Origin of the sequence: Kribbella sp. NPDC050124 (assembly GCF_044460355.1) — a bacterium.
Lineage (GTDB): Bacteria > Actinomycetota > Actinomycetes > Propionibacteriales > Kribbellaceae > Kribbella.
Genome location: NZ_JBITJU010000003.1, coordinates 489,809 through 514,077, shown reverse-complemented (window position 1 = coordinate 514,077; position 24,269 = coordinate 489,809). Strand labels below are relative to the sequence as shown.

At 67.4% G+C, this 24,269-nt stretch carries 24 protein-coding genes, 1 pseudogene and 1 riboswitch; of the genes and pseudogenes, 13 read left to right on the top strand and 12 right to left on the bottom strand.

Annotation, left to right across the window (positions count from 1 at the left end; translation table 11 throughout):
* Nucleotides 1-543: 543 nt before the first annotated feature.
* Nucleotides 544-1,539, top strand: a complete 996-nt coding sequence (locus ACIBL3_RS12325; RefSeq protein WP_396353354.1) for a radical SAM protein — start codon at nucleotides 544-546, stop codon at nucleotides 1,537-1,539.
* A gap of 1,263 nt (nucleotides 1,540-2,802) precedes the next feature.
* On the opposite strand, the gene ACIBL3_RS12320 is transcribed toward ACIBL3_RS12325, so the two are convergent.
* From ACIBL3_RS12320 to ACIBL3_RS12310, 3 genes are read right to left on the bottom strand one after another with little or no spacing between them, the layout of a single operon-like run.
* Nucleotides 2,803-3,609, bottom strand: a complete 807-nt coding sequence (locus ACIBL3_RS12320) for a methyltransferase domain-containing protein (RefSeq protein ID WP_396353353.1) — start codon at nucleotides 3,607-3,609, stop codon at nucleotides 2,803-2,805.
* Nucleotides 3,606-3,836: an anti-sigma factor family protein gene (locus ACIBL3_RS12315; protein ID WP_396353352.1), complete on the bottom strand. Its 231-nt coding sequence runs from the start codon at nucleotides 3,834-3,836 to the stop codon at nucleotides 3,606-3,608. The genes ACIBL3_RS12320 and ACIBL3_RS12315 overlap by 4 nt, the downstream gene beginning before the upstream one ends.
* Nucleotides 3,833-4,417 (bottom strand): RNA polymerase sigma factor, encoded by a 585-nt coding sequence (locus tag ACIBL3_RS12310; protein ID WP_396353351.1) that lies wholly within the window; start codon nucleotides 4,415-4,417, stop codon nucleotides 3,833-3,835. The genes ACIBL3_RS12315 and ACIBL3_RS12310 overlap by 4 nt, the downstream gene beginning before the upstream one ends.
* Before the next feature lie 136 nt (nucleotides 4,418-4,553).
* Between ACIBL3_RS12310 and ACIBL3_RS12305 the strand changes: the two genes are divergently transcribed.
* Genes ACIBL3_RS12305 through ACIBL3_RS12285 form a run of 5 tightly spaced genes read left to right on the top strand, consistent with a single transcriptional unit; the run spans nucleotide 4,554 to nucleotide 8,675 of the window.
* On the top strand, nucleotides 4,554-5,318 hold the full coding sequence (locus tag ACIBL3_RS12305) for a methyltransferase domain-containing protein (protein WP_396353350.1): 765 nt from the start codon (nucleotides 4,554-4,556) through the stop codon (nucleotides 5,316-5,318).
* 32 nt (nucleotides 5,319-5,350) lie between these two features.
* Nucleotides 5,351-5,854, top strand: coding sequence for a hypothetical protein (locus ACIBL3_RS12300; RefSeq protein WP_396353349.1), 504 nt, complete (start codon nucleotides 5,351-5,353; stop codon nucleotides 5,852-5,854).
* On the top strand, nucleotides 5,851-6,936 hold the full coding sequence (locus ACIBL3_RS12295; RefSeq protein WP_396353348.1) for a class I SAM-dependent methyltransferase: 1,086 nt from the start codon (nucleotides 5,851-5,853) through the stop codon (nucleotides 6,934-6,936). Before ACIBL3_RS12300 ends, ACIBL3_RS12295 begins: the two co-directional genes overlap by 4 nt.
* 27 nt (nucleotides 6,937-6,963) lie before the next feature.
* Nucleotides 6,964-7,875, top strand: coding sequence for an ABC transporter ATP-binding protein (locus ACIBL3_RS12290; protein WP_396353347.1), 912 nt, complete (start codon nucleotides 6,964-6,966; stop codon nucleotides 7,873-7,875).
* Nucleotides 7,872-8,675, top strand: a complete 804-nt coding sequence (locus tag ACIBL3_RS12285) for an ABC transporter permease (RefSeq protein WP_396353346.1) — start codon at nucleotides 7,872-7,874, stop codon at nucleotides 8,673-8,675. Before ACIBL3_RS12290 ends, ACIBL3_RS12285 begins: the two co-directional genes overlap by 4 nt.
* A gap of 12 nt (nucleotides 8,676-8,687) precedes the next feature.
* Here the strand turns inward: ACIBL3_RS12285 and ACIBL3_RS12280 are convergent, their stop codons facing one another.
* The 3 genes from ACIBL3_RS12280 to ACIBL3_RS12270 form a co-directional block, all read right to left on the bottom strand.
* Nucleotides 8,688-9,680: a cysteine desulfurase family protein gene (locus ACIBL3_RS12280; RefSeq protein ID WP_396353370.1), complete on the bottom strand. Its 993-nt coding sequence runs from the start codon at nucleotides 9,678-9,680 to the stop codon at nucleotides 8,688-8,690.
* Nucleotides 9,681-9,834: 154 nt separating this feature from the next.
* Nucleotides 9,835-11,070, bottom strand: a complete 1,236-nt coding sequence (locus ACIBL3_RS12275) for an MFS transporter (RefSeq protein WP_396353345.1) — start codon at nucleotides 11,068-11,070, stop codon at nucleotides 9,835-9,837.
* Nucleotides 11,067-12,416: a rhodanese-like domain-containing protein gene (locus ACIBL3_RS12270; RefSeq protein ID WP_396353344.1), complete on the bottom strand. Its 1,350-nt coding sequence runs from the start codon at nucleotides 12,414-12,416 to the stop codon at nucleotides 11,067-11,069. Before ACIBL3_RS12270 ends, ACIBL3_RS12275 begins: the two co-directional genes overlap by 4 nt.
* Nucleotides 12,417-12,452: 36 nt before the next feature.
* On the opposite strand from ACIBL3_RS12270, the gene ACIBL3_RS12265 reads away from it, so the two are divergent.
* The 5 genes from ACIBL3_RS12265 (at nucleotide 12,453) to ACIBL3_RS12245 (ending at nucleotide 15,389) form a co-directional block, all read left to right on the top strand.
* Complete coding sequence (locus tag ACIBL3_RS12265; RefSeq protein ID WP_396353343.1) at nucleotides 12,453-13,109, top strand: ArsR/SmtB family transcription factor; 657 nt, start codon at nucleotides 12,453-12,455, stop codon at nucleotides 13,107-13,109.
* A 22-nt stretch (nucleotides 13,110-13,131) separates the two neighbouring features.
* Complete coding sequence (locus tag ACIBL3_RS12260; RefSeq protein ID WP_396353342.1) at nucleotides 13,132-13,440, top strand: hypothetical protein; 309 nt, start codon at nucleotides 13,132-13,134, stop codon at nucleotides 13,438-13,440.
* Nucleotides 13,441-13,633: 193 nt separating this feature from the next.
* A complete protein-coding gene (locus tag ACIBL3_RS12255; protein ID WP_396353341.1) occupies nucleotides 13,634-14,077 on the top strand; it encodes an SRPBCC family protein in 444 nt (147 codons plus the stop codon).
* 195 nt (nucleotides 14,078-14,272) lie between these two features.
* Complete coding sequence (locus ACIBL3_RS12250) at nucleotides 14,273-14,605, top strand: response regulator transcription factor (RefSeq protein ID WP_396353340.1); 333 nt, start codon at nucleotides 14,273-14,275, stop codon at nucleotides 14,603-14,605.
* Between the two features lie 508 nt (nucleotides 14,606-15,113).
* On the top strand, nucleotides 15,114-15,389 hold the full coding sequence (locus ACIBL3_RS12245; protein ID WP_396353339.1) for a DUF1876 domain-containing protein: 276 nt from the start codon (nucleotides 15,114-15,116) through the stop codon (nucleotides 15,387-15,389).
* Between the two features lie 68 nt (nucleotides 15,390-15,457).
* On the opposite strand, the gene ACIBL3_RS12240 is transcribed toward ACIBL3_RS12245, so the two are convergent.
* On the bottom strand, nucleotides 15,458-16,216 hold the full coding sequence (locus ACIBL3_RS12240) for a GAF and ANTAR domain-containing protein (RefSeq protein ID WP_396353338.1): 759 nt from the start codon (nucleotides 16,214-16,216) through the stop codon (nucleotides 15,458-15,460).
* Here ACIBL3_RS12240 and ACIBL3_RS12235 point away from each other — a divergent pair.
* Nucleotides 16,191-16,670, top strand: a pseudogene (locus ACIBL3_RS12235) (PRC-barrel domain-containing protein); the annotation flags it as partial. The gene ACIBL3_RS12240 and the pseudogene ACIBL3_RS12235 overlap by 26 nt on opposite strands.
* A gap of 51 nt (nucleotides 16,671-16,721) precedes the next feature.
* Here the strand turns inward: ACIBL3_RS12235 and ACIBL3_RS12230 are convergent.
* Entirely contained in the window at nucleotides 16,722-17,684 is a 963-nt protein-coding gene (locus tag ACIBL3_RS12230) for an RNA polymerase sigma factor RpoD/SigA (RefSeq protein ID WP_396353337.1), read from the bottom strand.
* 982 nt (nucleotides 17,685-18,666) lie between these two features.
* Between ACIBL3_RS12230 and ACIBL3_RS12225 the strand changes: the two genes are divergently transcribed.
* Nucleotides 18,667-19,263: a hypothetical protein gene (locus ACIBL3_RS12225; protein WP_396353336.1), complete on the top strand. Its 597-nt coding sequence runs from the start codon at nucleotides 18,667-18,669 to the stop codon at nucleotides 19,261-19,263.
* A 449-nt stretch (nucleotides 19,264-19,712) separates the two neighbouring features.
* Here ACIBL3_RS12225 and ACIBL3_RS12220 read toward each other — a convergent pair whose 3' ends face one another.
* The 4 genes from ACIBL3_RS12220 to ACIBL3_RS12205 form a co-directional block, all read right to left on the bottom strand.
* Nucleotides 19,713-19,901, bottom strand: coding sequence for an RNA polymerase sigma factor (locus tag ACIBL3_RS12220; protein WP_396353335.1), 189 nt, complete (start codon nucleotides 19,899-19,901; stop codon nucleotides 19,713-19,715).
* On the bottom strand, nucleotides 19,861-20,121 hold the full coding sequence (locus tag ACIBL3_RS12215) for a sigma factor (RefSeq protein ID WP_396353369.1): 261 nt from the start codon (nucleotides 20,119-20,121) through the stop codon (nucleotides 19,861-19,863). Before ACIBL3_RS12215 ends, ACIBL3_RS12220 begins: the two co-directional genes overlap by 41 nt.
* Nucleotides 20,122-20,729: 608 nt before the next feature.
* Nucleotides 20,730-20,844: riboswitch (TPP riboswitch) on the bottom strand.
* A 1,522-nt stretch (nucleotides 20,845-22,366) separates the two neighbouring features.
* Complete coding sequence (locus ACIBL3_RS12210; RefSeq protein WP_396353334.1) at nucleotides 22,367-22,570, bottom strand: hypothetical protein; 204 nt, start codon at nucleotides 22,568-22,570, stop codon at nucleotides 22,367-22,369.
* 738 nt (nucleotides 22,571-23,308) lie between these two features.
* Nucleotides 23,309-24,139 carry an NmrA family NAD(P)-binding protein gene (locus ACIBL3_RS12205; protein ID WP_396353333.1) on the bottom strand — a complete coding sequence of 277 codons (831 nt, stop codon included), beginning with the start codon at nucleotides 24,137-24,139 and terminating at the stop codon, nucleotides 23,309-23,311.
* Nucleotides 24,140-24,269: the final 130 nt, after the last annotated feature.

Sequence of the window (24,269 nt, the reverse complement as noted above, 5' to 3'; positions counted from 1 at the left end):
TGACACCACCACCGAGGCCCGCGATGCTCACTGACACCTCCAGGTGGTCCCATGCTCGTGGCAACGAGGTGGTCCCATCACGCTGGCAAGCGACAGGCCAGGCCCCTCGAGGTCGGTCGTATCTGGATTGGAGGACAGGCGAGCGAACAAGAGCAGTGGCCGGTGTTCGCAGGGACCGACGACGGCTGTTCTGCTGGCCGAGATTGGCGAGGACCGGCAGCGCTATCCCCGCGATGCCCGACTGACTCGCTCAACCACCCTGTGCCCGAGTTGGTGGCCCGGTCCCGTCTTGCGGTCAGCCGGCACGAGCAGGACCGGCCTGTGTGGCTTGATAGACGAACCCTGCTGAAGCAGGGAAGGCGTTGCTGAACCGACGAGGCGACCGGCGAGACGGCGTGTCCGAACATGCCGAACAGTGCCGCGAACCCGAGCGTCGCGCCTGGCGACGAGGAGCAGAGCGCATGCGACGGAGACAGTCCGGTTCGGCGGATGGTCCGCAGGGGTTCGCGGCGGCGGCGATGCCGCGGTCAGCGCGATTGCCAGTTGACCCTCGGAAGGCATTTGGGTCAGCTGGTCGAGCGGGTCGCTGCGGTTGCTGAGGGCAACGTCGTCACACTGTCGCTGACTTCGCCCGGAGACCGGGATCTGATCGCGGCTTGGTGCGCTCGAACCGGCAACACGTTGATCACCGCGGACGACCGTACCGCGACCGTGCTGCGTGGTCGTGCCACGGATCCGATCGATCGGCTGCCCGCTGACCGCGTACCCGGGGTCAGACTGTGGCTGTACACGAATTTCGATTGCAACCTGGCCTGCGACTACTGCTGCGTCCGTTCGTCGCCACGTACGCCGCGCCGGGCCCTCGGGCTGGAGCGGATCCGCGCGATCGCTTCCGAAGCACCCGCTGCCGGCGTGGCCGAGTTGTTCCTCACCGGCGGCGAGCCGTTCATGCTACCCGATCTCGATCAGATCGTCGCTGCGTGTACCGCTGCGCTGCCGACCACGTTGCTGACCAACGGCATGCTGTTCCGGGCGCATCGCCTGGACATGCTCCGCGCCATGCCAAGGGATCGGGTCGCGATCCAGATCAGCATCGACTCGGCGACGCCGGACCGGCACGATCTGCACCGCGGTGCGGGCAGCTGGGCGAAGGCTGTCGGCGGCGTACGTACGGCTCAACGCGAGGGTTTCACGGTTCGTGTGGCCGCGACCCTGACCACGAGCGACCGCGAGGAGGAGGCCGGGCTACGGTCGTTCCTTGACGATCTCGGTATTGCCCGCGAACACCAGGTCGTGCGTCCGCTCGCCCATCGCGGTGCGGCTGGCAGCGGTGTCGAGCTCACTGTCGAGTCCTTGATCCCCGAGGTCACGATCACTGCTGACGGCGTGTTCTGGCATCCGGTCGGTGCGGACGACGACGACCAACTCGTCAGCACTGAGATCTTCCCCCTTGCCTCGACCATCGAACGCATCCGCGACCGGTACCGCCGTCACCACCGCACCACCGACCAAGCCTCCCAGACATTCACGTGCGCCTAAGCCGGGCCGGCTCGAGTCTCTCGCCGTGCGCTAACACCTTTTCCGCCGAAGCCCCTTCTGCAAGGGCGAGCAGGTCCGCCTCACAAGACGCAGGCTGTGTAACAACGGCGGAGAAGCCCACACCCAACATTCGAGCCCAAGTCCCGACAGCGTTGAAAACCGACGACCTGGTGGCGTCCTTTCAACCGGGTGGACGGCAGATCCGGCGGTCGCTCGGCCAGGATGGAAGGGGATCTGCGTTTGCGCCCGCGTGGTGTGGACCGGTATAAGCCGCGAATGGGTGTGGGGGTGTCGATTGTCCATGCGCTGGGTCCTGGGCCCTCGCGTGCGCGGAACCTTGGTGAGCCCGGCGTCGACCGGCCCGGTGAGACGGCGGGATCCGGAGCGTGCTGTCGGTGCCACGCTCAGTCCCGCACTCTTTGACCTGAGGTGAGCGGGTTGCGAGAGGCCCGCCGTGCCCGATCGGCGAGGCGCGGCTAGGCCGTGGGGTCGGGCAGCGTCGGTGAGGGCGCGGTCGTCGGACTTGCCGACGCGCCCGCACCGCTGTTTGGAGAACTGGTCTTGGGGGATGTGGACGACGTCGAATTCCCGGTGCATCCGGCCAACAGACACATGGCGACAACCGTGGCTGACGCGCAAACCATCGGACGAGACATTGTGGAAATCTCCCGACCCGACACTGGTCACTCCATGACGGTGCACCCCGGGGGCTTAAAGGGACCTGAACGAGCGCCGCGTCCGCCCGGCCATCCGGCCCGACATTGCCCGCCGCGTCGACGCGCAGCTCACGACAGCCGCAAGCAACCCACGCATCGCAGCATCGATCCAGCTCCCGTGACCCGTCGAACCGACCGTCCGCCACGGCATATACCGCCGTCGCGGCCTATCGCGACCATCTGCGCGAGCGTGCCGAGTTGATCGCGGCCGCGCGGGTCGAGCCGGCCCGCAAACGGCCGACGTGCTGGTCTGGGTCGCCGCGTCGCCCAGCTCGATCTCCATCGCGGCCAGCCGATCGACGGGTTCCGCAAAGAGACTCACAGGCTGAACCTAACCTCCGCGGCCGACGGCAGTCCCGGTGACAACGGGTGTTGGCAACTGGGATGCCAGCCATCCTGGCAGCCGCGGACTCTACGAGCCGGAGGCCGCGAGCTGGAAGTACCGGAATTCCGCCAAGCCGTCGAGAGCTTCCGGCGACTCGCCCGAGCTGAGCGCGGCCTCGACAGCGGCCCGGGCGTCACCTGGTCCTTGCCGGCAAACGATGACTCAGTGCTGAGCCGGAGCCACGACCGCTCGTACGACGATGGCGACGGCGACTCGGTGATGACGATCGGCCGGGAGCAGGGATCTCATCAGCGCGATCACGTCGGCGGAGAAGAGTGGGTACAGGGCGCAGTCGTCGATGCTGAGTGGTTCTCGGTGGGGCACGTCGACCCCGGTGAAGCCGGCCTTGCGGAGTTTGTGGACGAAGTCGGCTTCGGCTAGGGCGCCGGCGATGCATCCGGCCCAGGCCGCGGGTTGGGTCAGGATCTCCGGCGGGAGGTCGTCCTGGTCGACAGTCAGGTCGGACACGCACAGACGCCCGCCGGGCCGGAGCACGCGGGCGCACTCGGCCAGCACCCGTGCCTTCCGCGCCGAGAGATTGATGACGCCGTTGGAAATGACCAGGTCGACGCTGTCGTCGGGGCAGCGGATCGCTTCCATCTCGGCCTCGAGCGGCTCGATGTTCGACAAGCCTGCTTCGGCCGCGGCTCGCGTGGTGCGGTCGAGCATCTCGGGCAGGAAGTCCAGGGCGATCACTCGCCCCGTCGGTCCGGCCCGTCGGGCGGCAAGGATCGTGTCGATGCCGCCGCCGCAGCCGAGATCGAGGATCGTTTCGCCGGGCCGGATATCGGCGTACCGCAGATGATTTGCGACTCCCAGCGAGCGGTCGATTGCTGAGGCGGGGACCAGCTGCAGTTCCTCTTCGCTGTAGAGCTTGCGCGCGACGGCAGCTGTTGTCGGTGGCACGTCCCGGTACGCGTCGCGGACCAGCGCTCTCACCTCGGCGCTGTACATCAGGTCGCGGTTCATGGTTCCAGCTCCTCGAGCGTCCGCTGCAGCCGTCGCAGTACGTCTGCCGGCACGGCGTTGGTGGCGGGTCGGCTGAGCAGTTGCCGCAGCTCTACGGCGAAGTCGAGCTCACCGCAGCATCGGCGGCACCGCGTGAGGTGCTCCTCGACCAGGTCCCGATCCGCCTCGTCGACAGTGCTGTCGAGGTATTCCCAGAGCCGTTCGACGGCCTCGTGGCAACTGATCATCGTGCCTCCTCCGTCAGCAGCCCGGTCTCCTCGGCGTACGCCCAGAGTTGCTTCTCGAACAGCTTCCGCCCACGGTGCAGGCGCGCGAGCACCGTTCCGAGCGGTACGTCGAGCAGCCGGGCGACCTCCTTGGCCAGGAAACCCTCCATGTACACCAGCACGAGCGGAACCCGGTAGAGCGGGGGGAGCCTGAGCAGCACCGCGTGCACGTCCTCGGGTCCGAACCCGGCCAGGAAGTCCAGATGGAGCGAGTCCGAGTACGGGAACGGGTCCTCGTAGGCGATCTTGCGGTACAGCGAGAATTTCTCGGCCTCGTCGAACTCGACCTCCTGCGGTCTTCGTGCGTCGGCGCGGGCATGGTCTCGACAGCTGTTCACCAGGATGCTGGCCAGCCAGGCCGGCCCGGCGTCTGCTTCCCTGAGCTGGCCGTACCGCTTGAACGCCTTCAGCAGGCAGTCCTGTACGGCGTCCTCGGCGTCGTCTCCGACCAGTCTGCGCGCGATCGAGTAGAGCCGCGGGAGCTGCACACTCGCGAGCTCGCGGAAACCGTCCAGCTGATCGGTTCGGGAGGAGCGCTCCACCAGATCTCCTGGTCCGACACCCAGCAACGCCACATCGTGTAAGACGTCACGCCGCATCGCTTTATTGCATTGTGCTCTGCGTGCAATAGCGGGCAGCCGTAGCAGCGTCCACCTCTACAGACGAGAGGAGCCGATCATGACGACCGTCGACCTGGAGGCGCTGGAAACCAAGGTCAAGCGGATGTATCGCCTCGTAGCCGAACAACCGCACGGCGTGTATCACTTCGAAATGGGCCGCAGCCTGGCCGAGCGGCTCGGCTACGCACCGGATCTGCTCGACGCGGTCCCGTCCGGGGCGGTGGAGTCGTTCGCGGGTGTGGGCTACGTCTTCGGCCTCGCGCAACTGGTTGCTGGTGAGCGAGTGGTCGACCTGGGCAGCGGATCGGGGATGGATGCCTGCTGTGCGGCGCACCTGGTCGGTCCCACGGGATCGGTCGTCGGAGTCGACTTCACACCGCAGCAACTCGACCGAGCCCGACGGCTGGCGGAGGCCGGTGGGCTGGACAACCTCGAGTTCCGCGAAGGCAGGATCGAGCAGATTCCGGCTGTGGACGACGCCTTCGACTGCGTCATCTCGAACGGGGTCGTCAATCTGTCTCCCGACAAAGATCGGGTCTTCGCCGAGGCGTTCCGGGTGCTGTGCTCCGGTGGCCGGCTGGCGATCGCCGACATCGTCACAGAACGGCAGCTGGCGGACTCCATCGTGGCCGACGCCGAGCTGTGGGCGGCCTGCATCGGCGGAGCCGCGCAGGAGGACACGTATCTGCATGCGATCGAGGCAGCGGGCTTCGTCGTCACGGCGATGTGGCACAACCCGTACGAGTTCGTCTCCGAGCGGGCTCGCGATGCCAGCCTCCGGTACGGCGTCAAGAGCGTCACACTGCTCGCGGTCAGGCCGTGAGCTCGATGCATCAGTTGAAGGAGGCAACAATCATGACAACGAGTCATCTAACCTCGGCCACGACGGAATCGGCCGCACTGCGCAACGGGGCGGCGCTGATGGCGCTCGCAGGCCTGGCATTCATCGGGTACGGCGTGATCTTCTTCGTCCGCAACTTCACCGGCGCGTTTCTCGAGCTCGGCATCGGTCCTGACCAGGTCAACGTGAGCCGGGACGAGATCCGTGGGTTCAGCGGCGACCTCTACCACTACGTATCGCATCTGCACATCGCGTTGTCAGCCTTCATCGCGGCGACCGGACTCGCCACCACGGCCCTTGCGTGGTTCGGCGTACGTCGTGGTCTGCTGTGGGCCTACGTGACCGCGGTGGCGGCACCCGTGTTGAGCCTCGCCGTGGCGCTCCCCGCGCACTATCCGTGGGGCCTCGACACGATCGGCCATCTCGGCCTGATCTATCTCGCCACGGCGATCTTCGTCCTTGGCGCGGCCTTGGCCTTGAAGCCGCTGCTGGCAGGACGAGGGGGTGCGGGAGCATGACTGTGGTTGTCGATGCCGATCGCCGGGACGCCGCGGTCGAGCAGGTCTTCCAGGCGACGATCGGCGCGCTCGAACTGCTGCACGTGTACGTCGGCGACCGGCTGGGGCTCTACGCCGGCCTGAAAGAGGTATCGGACGCGACTCCGGCTGAGCTGGCTGCTCGCACGGGAGTCGCGGAACGCTACGTACGGGAGTGGCTTGAGGAGCAGGCGGTCGCCGGGTTCGTCGATGTGACGGCGGACAACCGTGACGCGACGCTGCGACGCTACCGCCTGCCAGCTGGGATCGCGGAGGTGATGACGGACCCGGACAGCCTGAACTACCTCGTCCCGTTGGCGCCCCTGTTCGTGAGCATCGGACAGACGTTGCCCGCCGTACTCGAGGCGTTCCGCACCGGCGGTGGAGTGCCGTACGCGGATTATGGCGAGGATCTCCGAGCCGGCATCGCACGGCTCAACCGGCCGATGTTCATCCATCAGCTGACCGACTGGATCCCGGCGCTGCCGGACATCGAGGCGCGGCTTGCCGCCGGTCCGAGCCGCGTGGCCGACCTCGGTTGCGGCAGCGGCTGGTCCAGCATCGCCCTCGCGCACGCGTATCCCGCTGTTCATGTCGACGGCATCGATCTCGACGAGGGGTCGGTAGTCGAAGCCCGGCACAATGCCGAAATCGCCGGCGTCGCGGACCGCGTCACTTTCGGCTACCGGGATGCCGGCAGCCCCGGCCTCGCCGGACGGTACGACCTGGTGACGTTCTTCGAAACCGTGCATGACATGGCCGACCCGGTGGCGTCGCTGCGGGCGGCGTTGGCGCTGCTCGCGCCGGGCGGAGCGGTGCTCGTGGCCGATGAGAAGGTGGCGGAGTCCTTCGCCGTGCCCGGCGACGACTTGGAGAGGTTCAACTACGGATGGAGCGCGCTGTGTTGTCTACCCTCAGCGCTCACCGAAGCCGGCTCAGCGGGCACTGGAACGGTCATGCGGCCGGACATCCTCCGCGGCTATGCGGATGCGGCCGGCTTCGCGTCCACGACCGTGTTGCCGATCGAGCACGACTTCTGGCGCTTCTACCGCCTCGACCCGTGAGCAATTCTGGCGGCGCACAATGGAGGTGTGCGTACGGCGGCGGTCGAGATAGCCGGCCTGGTCAAGCGGTATGGCGGCATGCCGGCCGTGGAGGGTGTGTCGCTGTCGATCGCAGACGGCGAAGCGTTTGGGTATGTCGGGCCGAATGGCGCCGGGAAGACGACCACGATCAGGTGCATGCTCGGCCTGGTCAAGCCGACGGCCGGCACGATCAGGATCCTTGGCCATGATGTGGCGACCGATCTCAAGGCTGTGCTGGCCGACGTAGGGCATCTGCCGGGTGAGTTCGGGTTGTGGCCCCAGCTTACCGGTGCCGATTGCCTCGACTACCTGGGTGCGTTGCAGCGACGGCCGCCGGTACGACGGCAGGAGCTGTGCGACCGGCTGGAGCTGTCACAGGCCGAGCTGCGGCGCCAGGTCAGGCTGTACTCACGAGGCATGAAACAGAAGATCGGCCTCATCCAGGCGTTCCAGCACGAGCCGCGGGTCCTGGTGCTCGATGAGCCGACCGAGGGCCTCGATCCCGTCATGAAGGAGCGGTTCGCCGGGCTGCTCGCCGAGCATCGCCGGGCGGGCGGAACCGTCTTCCTCTCCTCGCACATCCTGTCTGAGGTGGAGCAGACGACCGAGCGGGTCGCCGTACTCAAGGCCGGCCGGATCGTGCGGACCGGGGCGACCGCGGACCTGACCGGCGAGCGTGTGCGTCGCTGCACTCTCGTGCTCAAGCAGCCGCTCGCCGCCGGCAGTCTCGACCTCGAGGGCGTCTCGGAGTTGGTGAGCGACGGCTTGCTCCATCGGTTCGAGTACCGCGGTGACATGGAACCGTTGATGCGACGGCTCGGTGCGCTCTCGGTGGAGGAGTTCGTCTGCGAGCCGGAGCACCTGGCCGAGAGCTTCTTCGAGATCTACGGCGACCCGGGGACGGCGCGAGCGACATGAACGTCATCGTGTTCCGCCAGACATTGCTGCAGGTTCGTCGTACCCTCGCCGTCCTCGGCATCGGCGTCGGCGCGTTCTTCTACCTGGTCCTGCTCGCGTCGTCGTCGTTCCTCGAGGAGGCGCCGGACATCCCGTTCTTCCAGTCGCCGCCCAAGGCGATGACGGCGTTCCTCGGCGGCTCGGCCGACTTCTTCCACGCCGACGGTTGGCTGAGCGCCGCCATGACTCACCCCGTCATCCTCGCCCTGCTGACCTCGTCCGCGCTGCTGGTCGCCGCCGGGTCGGTGGCCACCGAGATCGAGCGAGGCACGATCGACTTCGTGCTCGTCCGGCCGGTCGGCCGGGTGCCGTTCCTGCTCGCCAAGGCGCTCGCGTCGATCGTGGCGGTGACCGCCGCCGAGGTGGGAGGCCTGGCCGGCGTGCTGATCGCCAGGCGGACGATCGGCGGAGTGGGGGAGCTGTCGATCGGGTCGGTACTTCGTGCGTTCACCGGATCGTGGCTGCTGTTCGTCGGCGTCGCCATGGTCGGCCTGCTCGTGTCAGCCAGGTCGAGCCTGCGCGGACGCGCGATCGGCATCACTGTAGGCATCGTCGTCGCGTGGTTCTTCCTGAACTTCATCGCACTGCTCATCGACGCCATCGGCGGCCTGCGGTACGCGTCTCCCTTCCACTACTTCCGGCCCATCGACCTCCTCGCCGGCACCGTGCCCGGCGCCGATCTGTTGATCCTCGGAGCCGTCCCACTGGTCGCGCTGCTGTGGGCCACTGCCGCGTTCACCCGGCGAGACCTGACCCGTTGAGCTGATCCGATTTCAGGTCTGGTTCATGGCCTTGTAGCTTGCGGCGAGGAGGTCTGCTGCCTGGTGGGCCTGGCCGGTCGTGGTCCAGCGGCCGCAGCTGAGGCGTACGGCTGCCAGCGCTCGGTCGCTGCTCAGGCCCATGGCTGTGAGTACGGCGGATGGGCTGTCGACTCCTTCGTGGCAGGCAGAGCCTGTGGATGCGGCGAGCTGTGGCGTCGCGGCGAGCAATGCTTTGCCGGCCACGCCTTCGAAACTGAGGTTCAGTGTGTTCGGCAGCCGGTCGCGGGGATGCCCGTTGAGTTGGATGACACCGGGCAGCAGGCGGTCGAGCTCCTCGTGGAGGACGTCGCGGATCGTGGCGGCTGCAAGCTCGGTTGCCGCCAGGTCCGCGGCGACGCCGAGGGCGACGATCAACGCGACGTTCTCGGTCCCGGCGCGCAGTCCGCCTTCCTGAGTGGCACCGTGGACGATCGGCTGGATGGTGGTGCCGGACCTGACGTAGAGGCAGCCGATGCCTTTCGGGGCGTACATCTTGTGCCCGACCACGGTCAGCAGGTCGACGCCGAGTTCGGTGACGTTCAGCGGGATCTTGCCGACGGCCTGCGCCGCGTCGGTGTGGAGGAACGCACCGTGGTTGTGGGCGATAGTGGCAAGCTCCTGGATCAGCTGCAGCGTGCCGGTCTCACTGTTGGCGGTCATGACCGAGACGAGCACGGTCCGGTCGGTAATCGCTGCCTCGAGGTCGGCGGGGTCGACCTGTCCATGGCTGTCGACCGGAAGCTGGGTCACCGTGAACCCATCGGCAGTGAGGCTGCGGCAGGCTTCGAGTACGGCGGGATGTTCGGTGACCTGGGTGATCACCTGGTCGCCGTGGCCCCGGCTGCGGGCCGCGAGCGCGGAGCCGCGGATTGCGAGGGTGTCGGCCTCGGAACCGCCACCGGTGAAGACGATCTCGGTATCGGTGGCGCCGAGCAGCCGGGCGACCCGACGGCGTGCGTCGGCGATCGCGGCCCGCGGCCGAGCGGCGTACGCGTGGCTGCTCGACGGTTGCCGAAGTGGTGCGTGAGGTACGGGAGTGCGGTCTCGACGACGCGCGGGTCGATCGGGCTGACGGCGTTGTAGTCGAGGTAGATCGGGCCGTCGGCGAGCCCTGGGTGATTCATCGGGTACTCCTGGGATGGGTCTCGTACATGCGGGTGGCGACGAGGAGGCCCGAGGCGGCCGTGAGGGCGGCGACCGTCCAGACAGCCGCGGGGATGCCCCAGAGGTCGGCGATGGCGCCGGCGAGGAGTGCGCCGACGGCGAAGCCGCTGTCGCGCCACAACCGGTAGACGCCGACGGCGCGGGCCCGCCAGGTCGGCTCGGCGACGTCGCCGATCGTCGCGAGAAGGGTCGGGTACACGGCCGCGGTGCCCAGTCCAAGGGCTGTGACCGCGACGATCCAGCTCGACAATTCGGTGCTCGCAGCAACCAGTGCGAGTGCAGCCGCCTGGAGGAGCATGCCGCCGGCGATCAGCCACTTGCGGCCGATGCGGTCTGAGAGCGTTCCGGTGGCGAGTTGGGCGAAGCCCCATACCGCGGGATAGAGGGCGCCGAGGAGACCGATTTCGGCCAGCTCGAGTCCGTGGCCGGCGAAGAGGATCGGCAACAGGCCCCAGGCCAGGCCGTCGTTGAGGTTGTTGACCAAGCCGGCCTGGGATGCCGACGACAGCGCGGGCTCGGTGAAACTGGTCCGGGTGAAGACCTTCCGGGTGGCCAGCCCGTGATGCGTCGTACCTGCCTCATGCTGCGCGTGACCACGCGTCTCGCGGACGACAAGGGTGGAGAGGCCGAGGCCGAGCGCTGCGTAGGCAACGCCGAGCAGGAACGGCGCCGGCCTGAGCCCGTACGCGTCGGCGAGGTAGCCGGTGGCCATCGCGGTTGCGGCGACAGCGACGTATCCGGCGGCTTCGTTCAGTCCCATGGCCAGCCCACGACGCGCGGACCCGACGAGGTCGATCTTCATGATCACGGTCGTGGACCAGGTGAGGCCCTGGTTGATCCCGAGCAGCACGTTGGCCGCGATCACCCAGCCCCAGTTCGGAGCCCAGATCAGCAGCAGCGGCACGGGGAGGCCGACCATCCAGCCGGCGACGAGGACGGGTTTGCGGCCGAAGCGGTCCGACCAGGTGCCGGCGAAGAAGTTGGTGATCGCCTTGACCAGGCCGAAGGCGAGAATGAAGGTCAGCGCGCCGGTGTAGGCGGTGAGCTGGAACGTCTGCTCGGCGAGCAGGGGCAGGACGACGCGTTCCTGGCCGAGCATGCCGCCGACCAGTGCGTTGACGACGACCAGCACCGTGAACTGGGCGAGGTTGGCGCGCAACCCGAGTTGCGGCGGGCCAGTCCTGGTAGTCATACCAGCGATCTGCCGGTGGCCGCTGTCCAATCGTCCACGCCGCCTTCGAGAACCCGGACGCCGACGTGGCCGTGACGGCCCAGGATGCTCGCGGCGGTCATCGCACGCTCACCGTGGCCGCACATCACCACAATCGGCTCGGCGGGAAGGTCGGCGACGCGATCCGGTAGGTCGCCGAGCTCGACATGGATCGCGTTGGGGAGGTGGCCGCGGTGAAACTCGTTGTCCTGACGGACGTCGAGCACGCGGTGATCGCCGATCTCGCTCGCGGTGAGGAGCGGTGTCTGGGTGGTGGGGCCGTCCCATGCCGTCATCCCGCCGGACAGTTCGCCGACCGGTACGTCGTACCCGATCTTGACGGCCTGCCAGACGAGCTCGGACAGGTCCTGGTCCGGGCGGCGGACGACGACGTACGGCGTCGATGGTGTCAGAAGCCAGCCGAGCCAGGACACGAACTGGGCCCTGAGCGGGATGGACAGCGCGCCGGGGATGTGTCCGGCCGCGAAGTCTCGCACCGGACGTACGTCGATCACCCGGGCGCCGAGCTGGGCGAGCTTGGCGACGCGCGCCGCATCGAGGCCGGGCACGATCGGTGCTGCGGCGACAGCACGGCCGGCACGGTTCGCTTCGGGCAGGTCGAGGAAGTACGGCGGGAAGCTGCCGAGCCCGCCGAGGAGTTGCTGGACGAACGTCTCCTCGTTGGGCGCTGCCAGCAGCGGGTTGACGGCCCGCTCTCGGCCGATGGTGGAGGTTCGTTCGTCGTTGCCCGGAGCGGAGCAGAACGATCCGGCGCCATGGGTCGGCCAGACGGGCGTCGCGTCGGGTAGCTCGAGGAGCCGTCGCATCGATCGATACTGAGCGCGGCTGAGCGCTTCGGTCTTCTCGCTGCCCGCGAGGTCGGTCCGGGCCGCGCCGCCGACGATGAGTGAGCCACCGGTGAACACGCCGAGTGGGTTCGAGCCGTCGAGCAACAAGAAGGCGAGGTGCTCGCCGGTGTGGCCAGGAGTGGCAAGAGCGCGCAGGGTCTGCCCACCGAGGTCGACTTCGTCCCCGTCGCTCAGACCGACGTGGTCGAACGTCCGGTCTCCGGCCGCCGATGCCAGGACCTGGGCGCCGTCGGTCTCGGCAAGCTGCAGAGCGCCGGACAGGAAATCGGCGTGGAGGTGGGTGTCGGCCGCGAACGCGATCGTGAGGTCACGGCGCGCAGCCTCGGCTCGGAGCGCTCGCAGGTCCAGCGACGCGTCGACGGCGAGCGCACGCCGGTCACCGAGGTCGACGAGGTACGCCGAGTTGCCAAGCCCCTTGTCGACGACCGGAACGACCATCTTGTCCGCGTCATCACTCACTCCTACACTATTCCATGAATCTTTGGAGGAATGTCAATGGGTGATCCGACGCGCAAGGCGGAGCTGTTCGAGGAGTTCGCCAGAGTCGGCAAGGCGCTGGCGAACGCCAAACGGCTGGAGTTGCTCGATCTGCTGGCGCAGGGGGAGCGGCCCGTCGAACTGCTCGCCGGCCGCGCCGGTCTCGGACTCACCACTGCGTCGAATCACCTGCAGATCCTTCGGCATGCGGGCTTGGTGGCGACCCGCAAAGAGGGCACGAAGGTCTTCTACCGGCTCGCCGGCGCCGACGTCGCTGAGCTGTGGTCGCAGCTTCGGGGTGTCGCGGCGGCTCATGTCGCCGGGGTCGACCGTGCCGCGGTTGCCTATCTGGGCGATGACGGCATAGACGAGCTGACTCGAGAAGAGTTGCTGCTCCGCCTGGAGGCAGGCGACGTCACGCTGATCGACGTACGGCCTCTCGAGGAGTACGCAGCCGGCCACATCCCTGGCGCGGTCTCGATCCCGGTCGAGGAATTGCCGGAGCGGCTTGCGTCGCTGCCCGCCGACCTGACCATCGTGGCGTACTGCCGCGGCGCGTACTGCGTGCTTGCCCATGAGGCGGTGCGGGCGCTGACCGACTCAGGTCACCGCGCGGTCCGGCTGGCTGACGGCATGCTCGAGTGGCGCCTGGCGGACTTGCCGGTTGCCGTCTGAGTGTCAGCCAAGGGGGGCGGGGATGGGAATCGACGAGATGCCGGCGGAGGCTCGCGCGTGTCTTGTGCGCCTCGAGCCGGCTGCAGCGTGGATCGCGGCGCAGGCACGGGATGCCTTTCTGGTGGACACCCGTCCGGAGTGCCAGCGACGCGCGGGCGGTGAGCTGCCGGACGCGATCGTGATCGAGCGGAACCACCTGGAGTGGCGCCTCGATCCGGCCAGTCCCGGGCGCATTCCCGAGGCCGTCGGCACCTCGGTCCGGTGGATATCGTGTGCGATGCCGGATACGCGTCGAGCCTGGCGGCGGACTCCCTGCGTCGCCTCGGACTGAGTCGCAGTACCGACGTCATCGGGGGCTTGCAGGCGTGGATCGCCGCCGACCTGCCGGTGCTGACTCCGGCTGCGCCGCGACCGCCCCGCGGACCAGGGCGGGATGGTTAGGTCGGACGTGTCGAATTCACTGGGCGGCGTTCGTCAATGGGACGAGAGCTGGTTCGTGCCCGCGTGCAGATGAGGAGGGCGAGATGGGATCGATCGTGTCTCAGGTGGACATCGAGCGGAGACCTCAGGAGGTGTTCGACTACGTCACCGATCCGACGAGGTTCACCGAGTGGCAGGAGAACGTGACCGGCGGACACATGGGCGAAGGGCCTACCGCGGTCGGTTCGATGTGCATGACGAAGCGCCGGATCGGCGGCTCCGAGCGGGAGTTCACGTCTGAAGTGACCGTTCTGGATCCGCCGCGGGCCTGGGCGGTGCATGGCGTCGACGGCCCGATCAGGTCTCGGGTGAACGTCACCGTCGAGCCGGTCGGCGGACCGGAGGCGAGCAAGGTCACCATCGATCTGGATTTCGAAGGTCACGGCATCGGCAAGATCCTGGTTCCGTTGCTGGTCCGTCCGCAGTCCCGCAAGGAGATGCAGCGCAACCTGGCCCGCCTCAAGGCGCGCCTCGAATCCGCCGAGTAGCCGGTTGGCGCGTCGCCGTACAGATCGTCAAGGATCACACTGAGCGTGTGACCACGATCGGCGTACTCGAGCAGGCGCGGGCAGCTTTTTGCCCAGCGTTCCTGGGAAGACGTCTTCGACCAGTTGGGCGCCACGCCGGATCTGCAGCGGCTCGATGCCCTGGCTGCACGGCCAGCCGATGAGGTTTCCGACGGCTTGACCGCCCGCGAGACCGGGGTGCTGCGCCTGCTTGCGACCAGCAAGACGAATCGGCTGATCGCATGGGGGCTCGGCCTGGCCGAGAAGACGGTCGCTCGCCATGTCAGCAACATCTTCGCCAAGACCGGCGTACCGTCCCGAGCGGCGACCGCCTACGCGTGGCAGTCCTCGCGGGTCAGATTGGACTTGCAGCAACTCGCCCATCCCGGATCTGCCGCCCAGGCAGCACCGGGCGGCCTGCGTCCAGCCAGGGCGGTGAGTACGCCGGGCGGCAGCCGAGGCAGGAAGTCCGTCCGGAACCAGTCGTCGAGCAGTCGGATTTGCTCGTAGTTGTCGACGAGCAGGACGGCTGGGGTTGTCGCAGAGCCTCGGGCAGCTCGTCGGGGCGCGCCGGTCCGGTGCTGTCGAGCACCACCCTGGGCGTCGGCTCGAGTTCGCGTCCGTCGAGACGCATCACCGCGACACTCGGTCGATGCAGCCAGGTCGGCGCACGTCAGCAGCAGGCTGGTTTTTCCGGCACCTCTCAACAGCCTGTGGGATCAGCTCAGTGCGGTGCGGAAGAGCTCGATCTCGGCCCGGCGGCCGCTGGCGATCCGCTGGCACACCGACGGTTCCGATGGCCGGTTCGCCCTCGACCATGACCTCACTGTAGAGCCGGCGCCCGGCGCGAGACGAACCTTCAGGACCGAGCTGGCCGGGGCGCTTCGCCGGCGTGGACCCGCTGCGCACGACGATCTGACCGGCAATCGTCGTCCGATTGCATCGCCGGGTGGTGTGGCGTGTGACGTCGTACGACGATCGGAGGAGGCGGACCATCGAGTGCAGAGAGGTGAGGAGAATGGCGGCGAGCAGACAGTGGAGCATCGACGTCCTGATCGATGAACAGGAGGACGCACGAGTCACCCGCGCTGAGGTGAGACTGCGCACGGATGGCGAGGCGGAGTTCGTCGGCCGGGGCACTGCGCACCGCCATCCAGACGACAGCGAGGTCGCCAGGATCGGTGACGAGTTGGCGACCGCACGGGCGTTGTCGAACCTCTCACACGAGTTGATCCAAGCAGCCGCGAGCCAGATCGAACAGATCACCCACAAGAACGTGCACCTCCACGGCTGACCAGCCACGAGGCCGACTGAGTGGCTGGGGCCGGTACGACGGGCCTGGCGACGCCGACATGGCCGCGATCATCCGCCCGAGGGTGTGGCGCCTTTGGGCCGTTGGCGCGACAAGTAGTGCGAGAACGTCGTAGGTGAGGCTGCGGGGAGCTCGCGGGTGGCGATGAGGCGGCGGGCGACCTCGTTGAGCTTGATGTTGTTCTGTTGCGAGTAGCGGCGGAGTACGGCGAACGCTTGGTCGGACTCGAGCGCGTAGCGCTCCATCAGGATGCCCTGGGCCTGGCCGATGATGTTGCGTGCGTCGACGGCGACCAAGAGGCTGGCTGTCTGCTGGGCGGTGGCGACAGCAACGGCGGCATGCCGGGCGAGGATGTGCGCGACGGACTCCTCGTCACTGTCGAAGGCGTACGGTTTGTCCGCGATCAGATTGAGGGCGCCGGTGGTCGCGTCGCCGGCGTGGATGCGCACGCTGAGGACGCTGCGAATTCCGAGTGCGACCATCGCGGCCGCCCAGTTGGGCCAGCGTGGCTCGATGCGAGTATCTGGCACGAGCACGCTGGTCCGGTCCGCGATCCCTGCCAGGCATGGGCCCTGTCCGCAGTCGAGCTGGATGAGGATCGCTGTTTCGGCGAGGGGATCGGTGACGGCGGCGACCTCCAGGTGACCGCCTCGATGACACAGCACGAGGCTGGCGTGATCGCAGCCGACGGCTTGCAGCGCGAAGTGCACGATCGAGTCGACGGTCTGTCCGACGCTGGGTTCGCTGTGCAGCTGCAGCGCGAACTCGGCGAAGACCTCGGCGATGCTGCTCTGGTCTTCCCTGTCCACCGCTGATCACCGTCCCCCGATGACCCGGCCGGCGATCGACGAAACCGGCCTGCGCTTTTACCGATCGACCCTAGCCCTCTACCAACGATTGAGCACAGGTACAACGCCACAGCGACATGTTGCCGAGGTCCGCGGTGAGACAGCTTTAAGGACCGTGAGGTGGGGTACAGGGGTTGGCGTACCGACCGGTGGCAACTCGAGGGGCGTCATCGGCCGGTGGCGGTTGTGTGGCCGGGGCGACGGGAGTACGCGGTCACCGGCGAGTCGGGGCCTGGGTATGGGTCTTGACGCCGGGCGAGGCGCTGGGGAGAGTGCCGCGCATCTGTTGGTGCGGCTGTTCGATGTTGGGCTCGAGTTGGCCGATTCGGCCGATGACGTGCGTGGCCGGACGGTGGTGGATCGCAACTGCGATGAGGTCGGCACGGTCGATGCATTGATCATCGACGAGGGTGAGCGGCGGGTCCGTATGTCTCGGCGGTACCTCCTGCTTCCGATCAGGCTTGGGTCAGCCGGCCCAGGACAGGAGGCGACGATGCCTCTCGGGATCGCGGAGCTGGCTGATGGATCGTCGTTCGAGTTGCCGGACGCGTTCGGGGGTGAGGCCGACGTGGTGGGCCACTTCGGTGAGAGTGTGTGGCCGGTTGTCGTGGAGGCCGTAGCGCAGGGTCAGGATGAGAGCTTCGCGTGGGGTCAAGGTGTCGACGACCTCGCGCAGCTCTTGCCGTAGCGCTTGTGATTCCAGCAGGTGGGTCGCCTCCTGGCCGCTGTCCGGGTCGATGATGAGGTCGCCGATCTGGGTGTCCGCGTCCTGGCCGGCCGGTGTCTCCAGACTGAGTGTCGTCAAGGACAGTCGGATCAGCTCGTCGACGCGTTTCCGCGGCAGTTCCGCGGCGGCTGCGATCTCCGCGGCGGTCGGGTCGCGCCCGAGTCGAGCGGCCAGTTCGCTCTCGACCCGGCGCAGCTTGGTGAGCTGGTCGACGACGTGAATCGGGAGGCGGACGGATCGACCGGCGTTGGTCAAGCCCCGGTGGATCGCCTGCTTGATCCACCAGGTCGCGTAGGTCGAGAACTTGTTGCCCTTGGTGTAGTCGAACTTCTCGACCGCGTGGATGAGTCCGAGGTTGCCCTCCTGGATCAGATCGAGGAAGGCGAGCTCGGTCCAGGAGTATCGCTTGGCGATCGAGACGACCAGGCGGAGGTTGGCTCGAATCATGTGATCCTTGGCCCGCTCTCCGTCATCTACGACTCGGTTGAGTTCGTCATCGCGGCGGGTGCCCAGGTCGGTTCCCGAGCGTTTGGCATTCGTCAGCAGTTGCCGGGCGTAGACGCCTGCCTCGATGCGCTTGGCCAACTCGACCTCCTGGTCGGCCGTCAGCAACTGGGTTCCCGAGACCTGATCCAGGTAGTGGCGTACCAGGGTGCCCTCATCGTGTGCCTGCAGCGGTTCCAACCGTCCGTTGGCGTGCATGGCGAACCTTCTTTCATGGACGTCATTCCGGTACCCATGCATGAGTTGCAGACCCACTTCGCGCAGCATCCAGTTCCCGCGGTGCAAGAAGATCGGCGCGGCAACGGCAGCAGGCCTCGCCGCGCTGGACGCGACAGTACTGCGGTGTGTGCCGATGCTCACGAAGCCCGAGGACCTTTGGTTCTATGCCGCTGGCGCCAAGACTGTGAACGGCGGCCAGACGCGCTCCGCGTGCAGCTCCGGCGCCCGGCTGGGGGCATGGTTGCGGTTGGGTCACCTTGCGCCGTTTGCCCGCCCACTCGTTGTACCCCGACATACGCTGAAGCTATCCGCCCGGCGGCACGTACCCCCGACACCTGGGCAGCCCGGCTGAGAGCGAGGGCGAGCGACTCGCATCCCCCCGATCGTCGCCGACGCCCCCGATCGGCCTTCGAGGGCTGACTGGGGCCGCCGGGCGGGCTTGAGTCCCAGCTTGGGATGTCCAGCCGGTTCGGCAGCAGCTCGCGGGCCGAGGGTGGTAGGGGGTACGAGCCGGACCCGGGCACCGGCCTGAACTGAGCCGGCGGCAAGGGGCATCGCACGTAAGGCTGGCGGAGATCCACGCGGGTTGTGGCGCACGAGGGTGACAGTCCCCACTCCCTAGAGCCCTCGATGCCTGTAGGACGACTCGCGGCCGCCTCGCGCCGAAGATCGTGCCTGGCGACACCAATGCTGTGGTTTGGGCGCGGCCGTTGGGGACACGCGAAACAAATCCAGCCCCGGACTCGTCGCTGGCATGCCCATGTCGGAGTCCTCGTCGCCGGAGCCGCGTTCGTCGGACCGCCGCTGACCAACCTGCGGGTGCGCTCCGGTTTCTCGCAGGCTTGTCCAGGGGGAGAATGGAAGCGGCGGTCGAGGTCACGAGACCCCTGCCGGCAGGACGGTGACCACGGCACGGCGTATCAGAGCCCGTGACTTGGCCGACCAGAAGGTCGTGGTGAGTATGGATCGGTGTGAGGGCGGGCTGGGGAGGCTGGCGCGTCGCCTCGGGTTCTGCCACAGTCCGCTGCGGCGTCGCGCGGACAAGATCGAATCCGCGATCATCCTTAGCGCCTTGCTGGTCGCCGTACTGGCGATCCCCGCTGCCGTCGCTGTCGGCACCGCGGTGCAAGATGCGAGCGAGCATGCCGCAGATCAGCGCCGCGCGCTTCTGACCGAGGTGCCGGCAAGAACCCTCGAGGACGCCGAGACTTGGTCCGGCGCGGCGCCGGGTGTGGTGATGTCGTGGGCGAAGGTCGGCTGGGCAGATGCGGCTGGATTGCCACGTGAAGGGTGGTCGTTTGTGCCGGTCGGGACCATGAAGGGCAGCGACGTGACGATCTGGCTTGATCCTTCAGGCGCGGTCAGTCCGCCGCCGCCTCAACCTGGTGACAGTGCGGCGATCGGTGGCGCGGCCGGATTGGCCGCGGTGGTGGTTGCTTGGCTGGTGCTCATCGGTCTGACCCGGCTGGCCCTGATGTGGCCCGACCGACGCCGGTCACGGGATCTCGATCGCGAATGGGAGCAGGTCGACCGCCGATGGAGACATCACGAGAGTTGACGCTCAGCGTCAGCACGCATCGCGGTGGCTGAGGAGCGGCCGGGAGCGTGGTCACACCGCCGAAAACACGACGACAGTGAGCACAACCAAGCCCTATCGGCGTTCCATGCCGTCGTACGCTCAGTGCACCGAGCATCGATGCTGTTCCGTCGATGACAGGAAGATTGCCTTCGGCATCGGTCTCGACGAGGAGGCAGGCGGCATGCGGATCCAGCGGACGTTGGCGCTGTCGCGGAAGGGCGATTTGCTCCACGCACCACTTGGCGGTCTTGCTGGTCGGCCTGAGCGGCTCGTCGGTCGGGTCGGGGATGAACCGGTAGTACTGCTCATGACCCGTGCGCGAATAGAAGTGTCCCGGCGGGAACTGGCGGTAGAAAAGTCATCCCCCGGCGGCACCCGGCAGGCGGGCGCTGTCCCGGGTGGCGATCGCCTCCGGGCGATGCGCTGCCTCAAGTGTGCTTCACGAGTCGGCTGGTGGCGCGCCACTGGAGTTGCTTGATCGCGCCTTCGATGCGCTGCATCGTCGCGGCGGTCTCGGTGATGGAGAGTCCAGCGAAGAACCGGAGGATCAGCCACTCGCGATGGTCGGTAGGCAGTTCATCCAGAGCATTTCGCAGCGCGGTGTTGGTGAGCGCCATGAGTGCGGCTTGCTCCGGGCCGGCCGACTCGTCGATCCGCGGTTCGATCTCGTCGGTGACGACCGCGAGACGGCTCCATCCCGAGCGGTGGTTGGTCGATGACGACGTTCCGGGCGATAGTAATCAGCCAGGCGGCGAGGTTGAGCGTGTCGCGTGGTCGGCGGGCGATCGCACGGAAGGCTCTGAGGAACCTCTCGCTGGTGAGATCCTCGGCCGTGATCGGCGAGGAGGTCTTGACGTACGTGTAGCGATAGATCGTCGAGACATGTATGTCGTAGAGGGTGGCCGAAGGCAGCGACGTCGCCTGCTTGCGCGCGCTGGATCAGCGCGTGCTCGTCATCTGTTTCGGCGTCGCCCCAGGTTGCCTGTCTCGCACTCTCACCGGCTACCTCAGCGACCGCGCCCGCGCATGGCGGCAGTGGAGATGATCACGTGCTTCCTAAGCCCCGTTCTCAGTTGGCTAGCCCCTGTCTTTCAGTGGGGGTTGATTGCGGGGCGTCGCCGTCGTTTCGGTTGCTGGCGTTGGGGTTTTGGGTGGTGGGCAGGAGAGGTCTGCCGGTTTGCTGAGTGCCGGCTGCTCCGGGTCCTTGGTCGTGGATGGGTGGGCCTGTGTGGTCAGTTTCGGAGTGGTTGGGGCAGGGCGGCGAGGCGGGCGAACGCCGTGGCCAGGTCGGTGCGCGACGAGATTGCCGATGGTTGCCGACCGTGTCATCCTGAATCCGAAACGTCATCACGAGCCTGCTCGGCCAGGGGTTCAGCGCTGCGACCATGGCTCGGGGGCCAGGTGCTGGAGGAGACAGCGGGTGTTGAGTGGCGCCAGGACAGCGCGGACCTGCGAGACGTTTTCCCTTCGCCGGCATTGTCCGGATCAGGTATCTGGGGGTCGCCCTTTGGTCCTAAGATCGTCAGGCCTCTCAGCCTTTCGGCTCCCTCGCCCGCCTCGCAGGCCAATTTCAATCTTGATCCCGCTGACAGACGGCGTCAACGGGATCGAACCACCATTCCACTCTGCGGCACGCCGGCGGCTCCTACCGCTCCGGTCGGGGCCTTACGGACTGATGACGGAATCGGCCCGGTGGAGTTCTCGGATTTAGCCTCAGGATCGGGGACCCCTGATCGGAGCTGGTTCTCATGCGCACGGTCGTCGTACTCGCCTGTGGGCTGATGCTGTTTTGTGGGGCGGGTGTGGCAGTGACTCCGGGGCTGGTTCGCCAGTGGCGACTCCATTGGTCCCGGGGCCGTCACCATCGCAGCCGTCGCCGAGCCCAGGTTCGGCTTCGCCTACCCGGCAGTCCCAGCCTGCGGTGTCAGCCGGCACTGGTGTGAAGACTGCCGCCAGTGACTTCGGTGTGATCCTGTTCGACAGTACGGGCCAGGCGATAGTCCGCTGTACTTCTATGCGCACGAGGGCAGGAACGAGGTGAAGTGTCACAACGTCGCGGGATTCGGCGGACTGTGGCTCGTGGTCACCGCGGGTGGCAAGGCGGCTCCCGCCAGATCGTTCGACGGGCGTCGGACGGCGTAGTGGTTCGACCTGCACGCCAACGCCATGGTCTCGGAGCCTGTGATCGGCAAGCGGCTCGAGCGCATCGCGGTGGACGTGGTTCGGGTCAGGCTGGAGGAGAAGTTCGAGCTCGCCTGGTCGTGGCTGTCGGGATCACTCTGACTCGTCTGGCGGATCAGGCAGCGGTCGGACATGCACCCGGATCCCGCTGGTGGCGGCCTCGTTGGCGAGCTGATCGACGCCGGGCGCGTCGGCGACAACCGCAGGCGAGTGTGGCTGTCGACCTTAAGCGGTTGCTCCGGGCCGTCATCCTCCTCCAGCCCCCGGGACGTTGGGCTTGCGAAAGCAGCGGTTGTCACCCTGGACGAACCCTCGGAGATCGGGCTGTCGCCAGCGCAGCCACAGGTGTCAGGCTTGAGCCTTCAGGTCACCGGCATGGACGGACCCGCCGGCCGCGGGTCCGCCGCCACCGTGCTGCTCAGCTTTCCCGACGCGTACGCCCGGATCAGCCATTCGGCGCTGATGCCCCAGCCCTACGGGATGCGAGGTGGCTGGCGTGCCACCTTCACCAACGGGGGCGCTCGGATACGCCATGACCGCCGAGTTCACCGGCCAAGGCCAAGCCCGGCTCACCGAACACACCGTGCACGGCGAGCGCCCGATCGAGCTCGCCGACACCAGCCCTTGGGCCCGCGATGATCGACCACGTGCTCGCCCGTCTCACCGGGAACGCCGACAACCGTATCGGACCTGCGAGCGCACTCCTCGCCCTCGAACTCACCCTCGACGTCCATGAGCGCCTCAACCAGCCAGCGAGCCGTGCCGGCCAGTGATCGGTCACTACGTGACTTGCTACACGTGGCGGTCATCGTATGCAGTCGACGAGCTGACCGCCTCGTGGATCCATGGCTGTACTCCGGGATTCGGAGGCTGATGCGATGGATCCTGGAGTACTGCCGATTCAGGCGGCGGTTGAGGCACGCGCGGTCGGCTGCTCGTCGCCGGTGCGTGCCGGCATCCGCAGCGAGATTGCGGCGAGGACCGCGCCGACCACCGCGACGACGGCAGCACCGACGAATGCTGGGGAGTATGCGTTGGTCAATGCGTCCACGTCGCCGAGCTGATCGAGACGCCCGATCCGTGCTCGCCGCAACAATCGAGACACTCGAGCGCCTCGGGTACGACGACATCCTCGGCCTCTTGGATCGCTACGCCGCGGACGCGCACCAGCTCGCCGAGGCGGAGGTGGATCTGATAATGGCCCGGGACGGCCTGGACAGTCGACGGGGTTCTTGCCGTGGGCAACTTTGATTGGTCCGACGTTGTCACTGGTCTGACGGGGTTGTCACAGGGCGTGGAGTTGCCTATCGTGGCGCCTGGTTGGGAGAACAGCCAGGCGGCCAGGGGTGCCGCCGGTGTCGACGGAGATCGAGAATCCCACCGCGTCCAGGTCATTCGCTGTACTGCGCTGTGCCTGAATCAGTTGTGGTTCCGATTCGCCATCGCCACATCGTGCACCTCCCGCCGCCGAGCCGGCAACGCGAACGCTCAGGGGTGAGAACAGTGGCGTGGACGATTGATTACTGCGGTGAACGGAGCAGGGGCAACGAGCTGAGCGGCGGGGTCGGCTGACGGGCTTGCGGTGATCGCGCCGCGAACGAGATTCACGTACGTCGACAGGCACGGGCGCCCGATCAACCGCAGGACTTGGCTCGCTTTGTCTGCCAGGCGTGAGTACGTGGTGATCCATTGTGACCGCGTGGGCGGGTCCATCGCTGCTCCGTCCCTGCTCCGTGAGGTGGTGCGAAACGGTGGTCATTCCCGCGAGTTGATGAGAGTGGAGCCGATATGCGCGGCGACTCTAAGCAGGTGCTTAGGGTCGCCGCGGCGGAGGTGAACTTGGTCAGTTTGGTGCTGCTTTGAGCTCGTCCTTGTGCTCGCTGAGCCATGATGCGAAGGACTGGAGGGCCGGGTTCAGTTCGCGGACCTTGGCCAGGTCGCGGTCGCCGGTGAAGTGTTCGTGGTTTTCGGCGTAGTACTGGAACATGTTGCTGAACTCGACGGCGTACGGGAAGCCGAGGTTGCGGTAGTCGGACCAGGGGAGGGGGCGGTAGGCAACCTTTTCGCCGAGGGCTTCGGTGAGGGCGGCGGCGTACTCGTCACCGGTCAGGTGGTCGCCGGCGATGCTGACGGTGGTGCCGATCAGGCCGGCGTCCTTGAACACGGCGAGGGCGGTCCGGCCGATGTCGTCGGCGGCGATGCCGGACAGCGGCTTGTCGGCCATCGGCATCGAGATGGTCAGCGTGCCGTCCTCGCCGCGGACCGGTTCCATCCCGCTGACGAAGGCGTCGAAGTAGAACGTCGTCCGGAGGAAGGTCATCGGTACGCCGTGCTTCGTGAACAGCTCGTCCGCCTCGGCCTTGGCGTCGAAGTGCGGGACGGTGTAGCGGCCGCCGTCCAGCCGCGGTACGTCGGCCCGTCCGTCGAAGAACGGGCGGGTGTCGTCGAGCGTCGACCAGATGACGTGCCGTACGCCGGCATCGCGGGCGGCCCGCGCAGCGGTCTCGGCCTGGAACAGCTCCATCTCCGCCGCCGTCCGCGCGGCCTCCTCCTCGGGGCTGCGCGGAGCCCAGTAGTTCGTCACGACGAAGGCGCCGTACGCACCCTCGAAGGCGGCGCGCACGCTCGCCTCGGCGAGGCCTCGGACGAGATCCTCGAGACCATCGGCAAGCACAGCGACAGCGACTGCCCGCCGGAGGTCAGCGGCTCGAGCTGAGAAGTGTTCTCAGAGAGCTTTCAGAGGTCGAGTGACCCACCCCCTCAAACCGCCTCAGAGGCCCTGTCGCGTTCCCGGCGACAGGGCC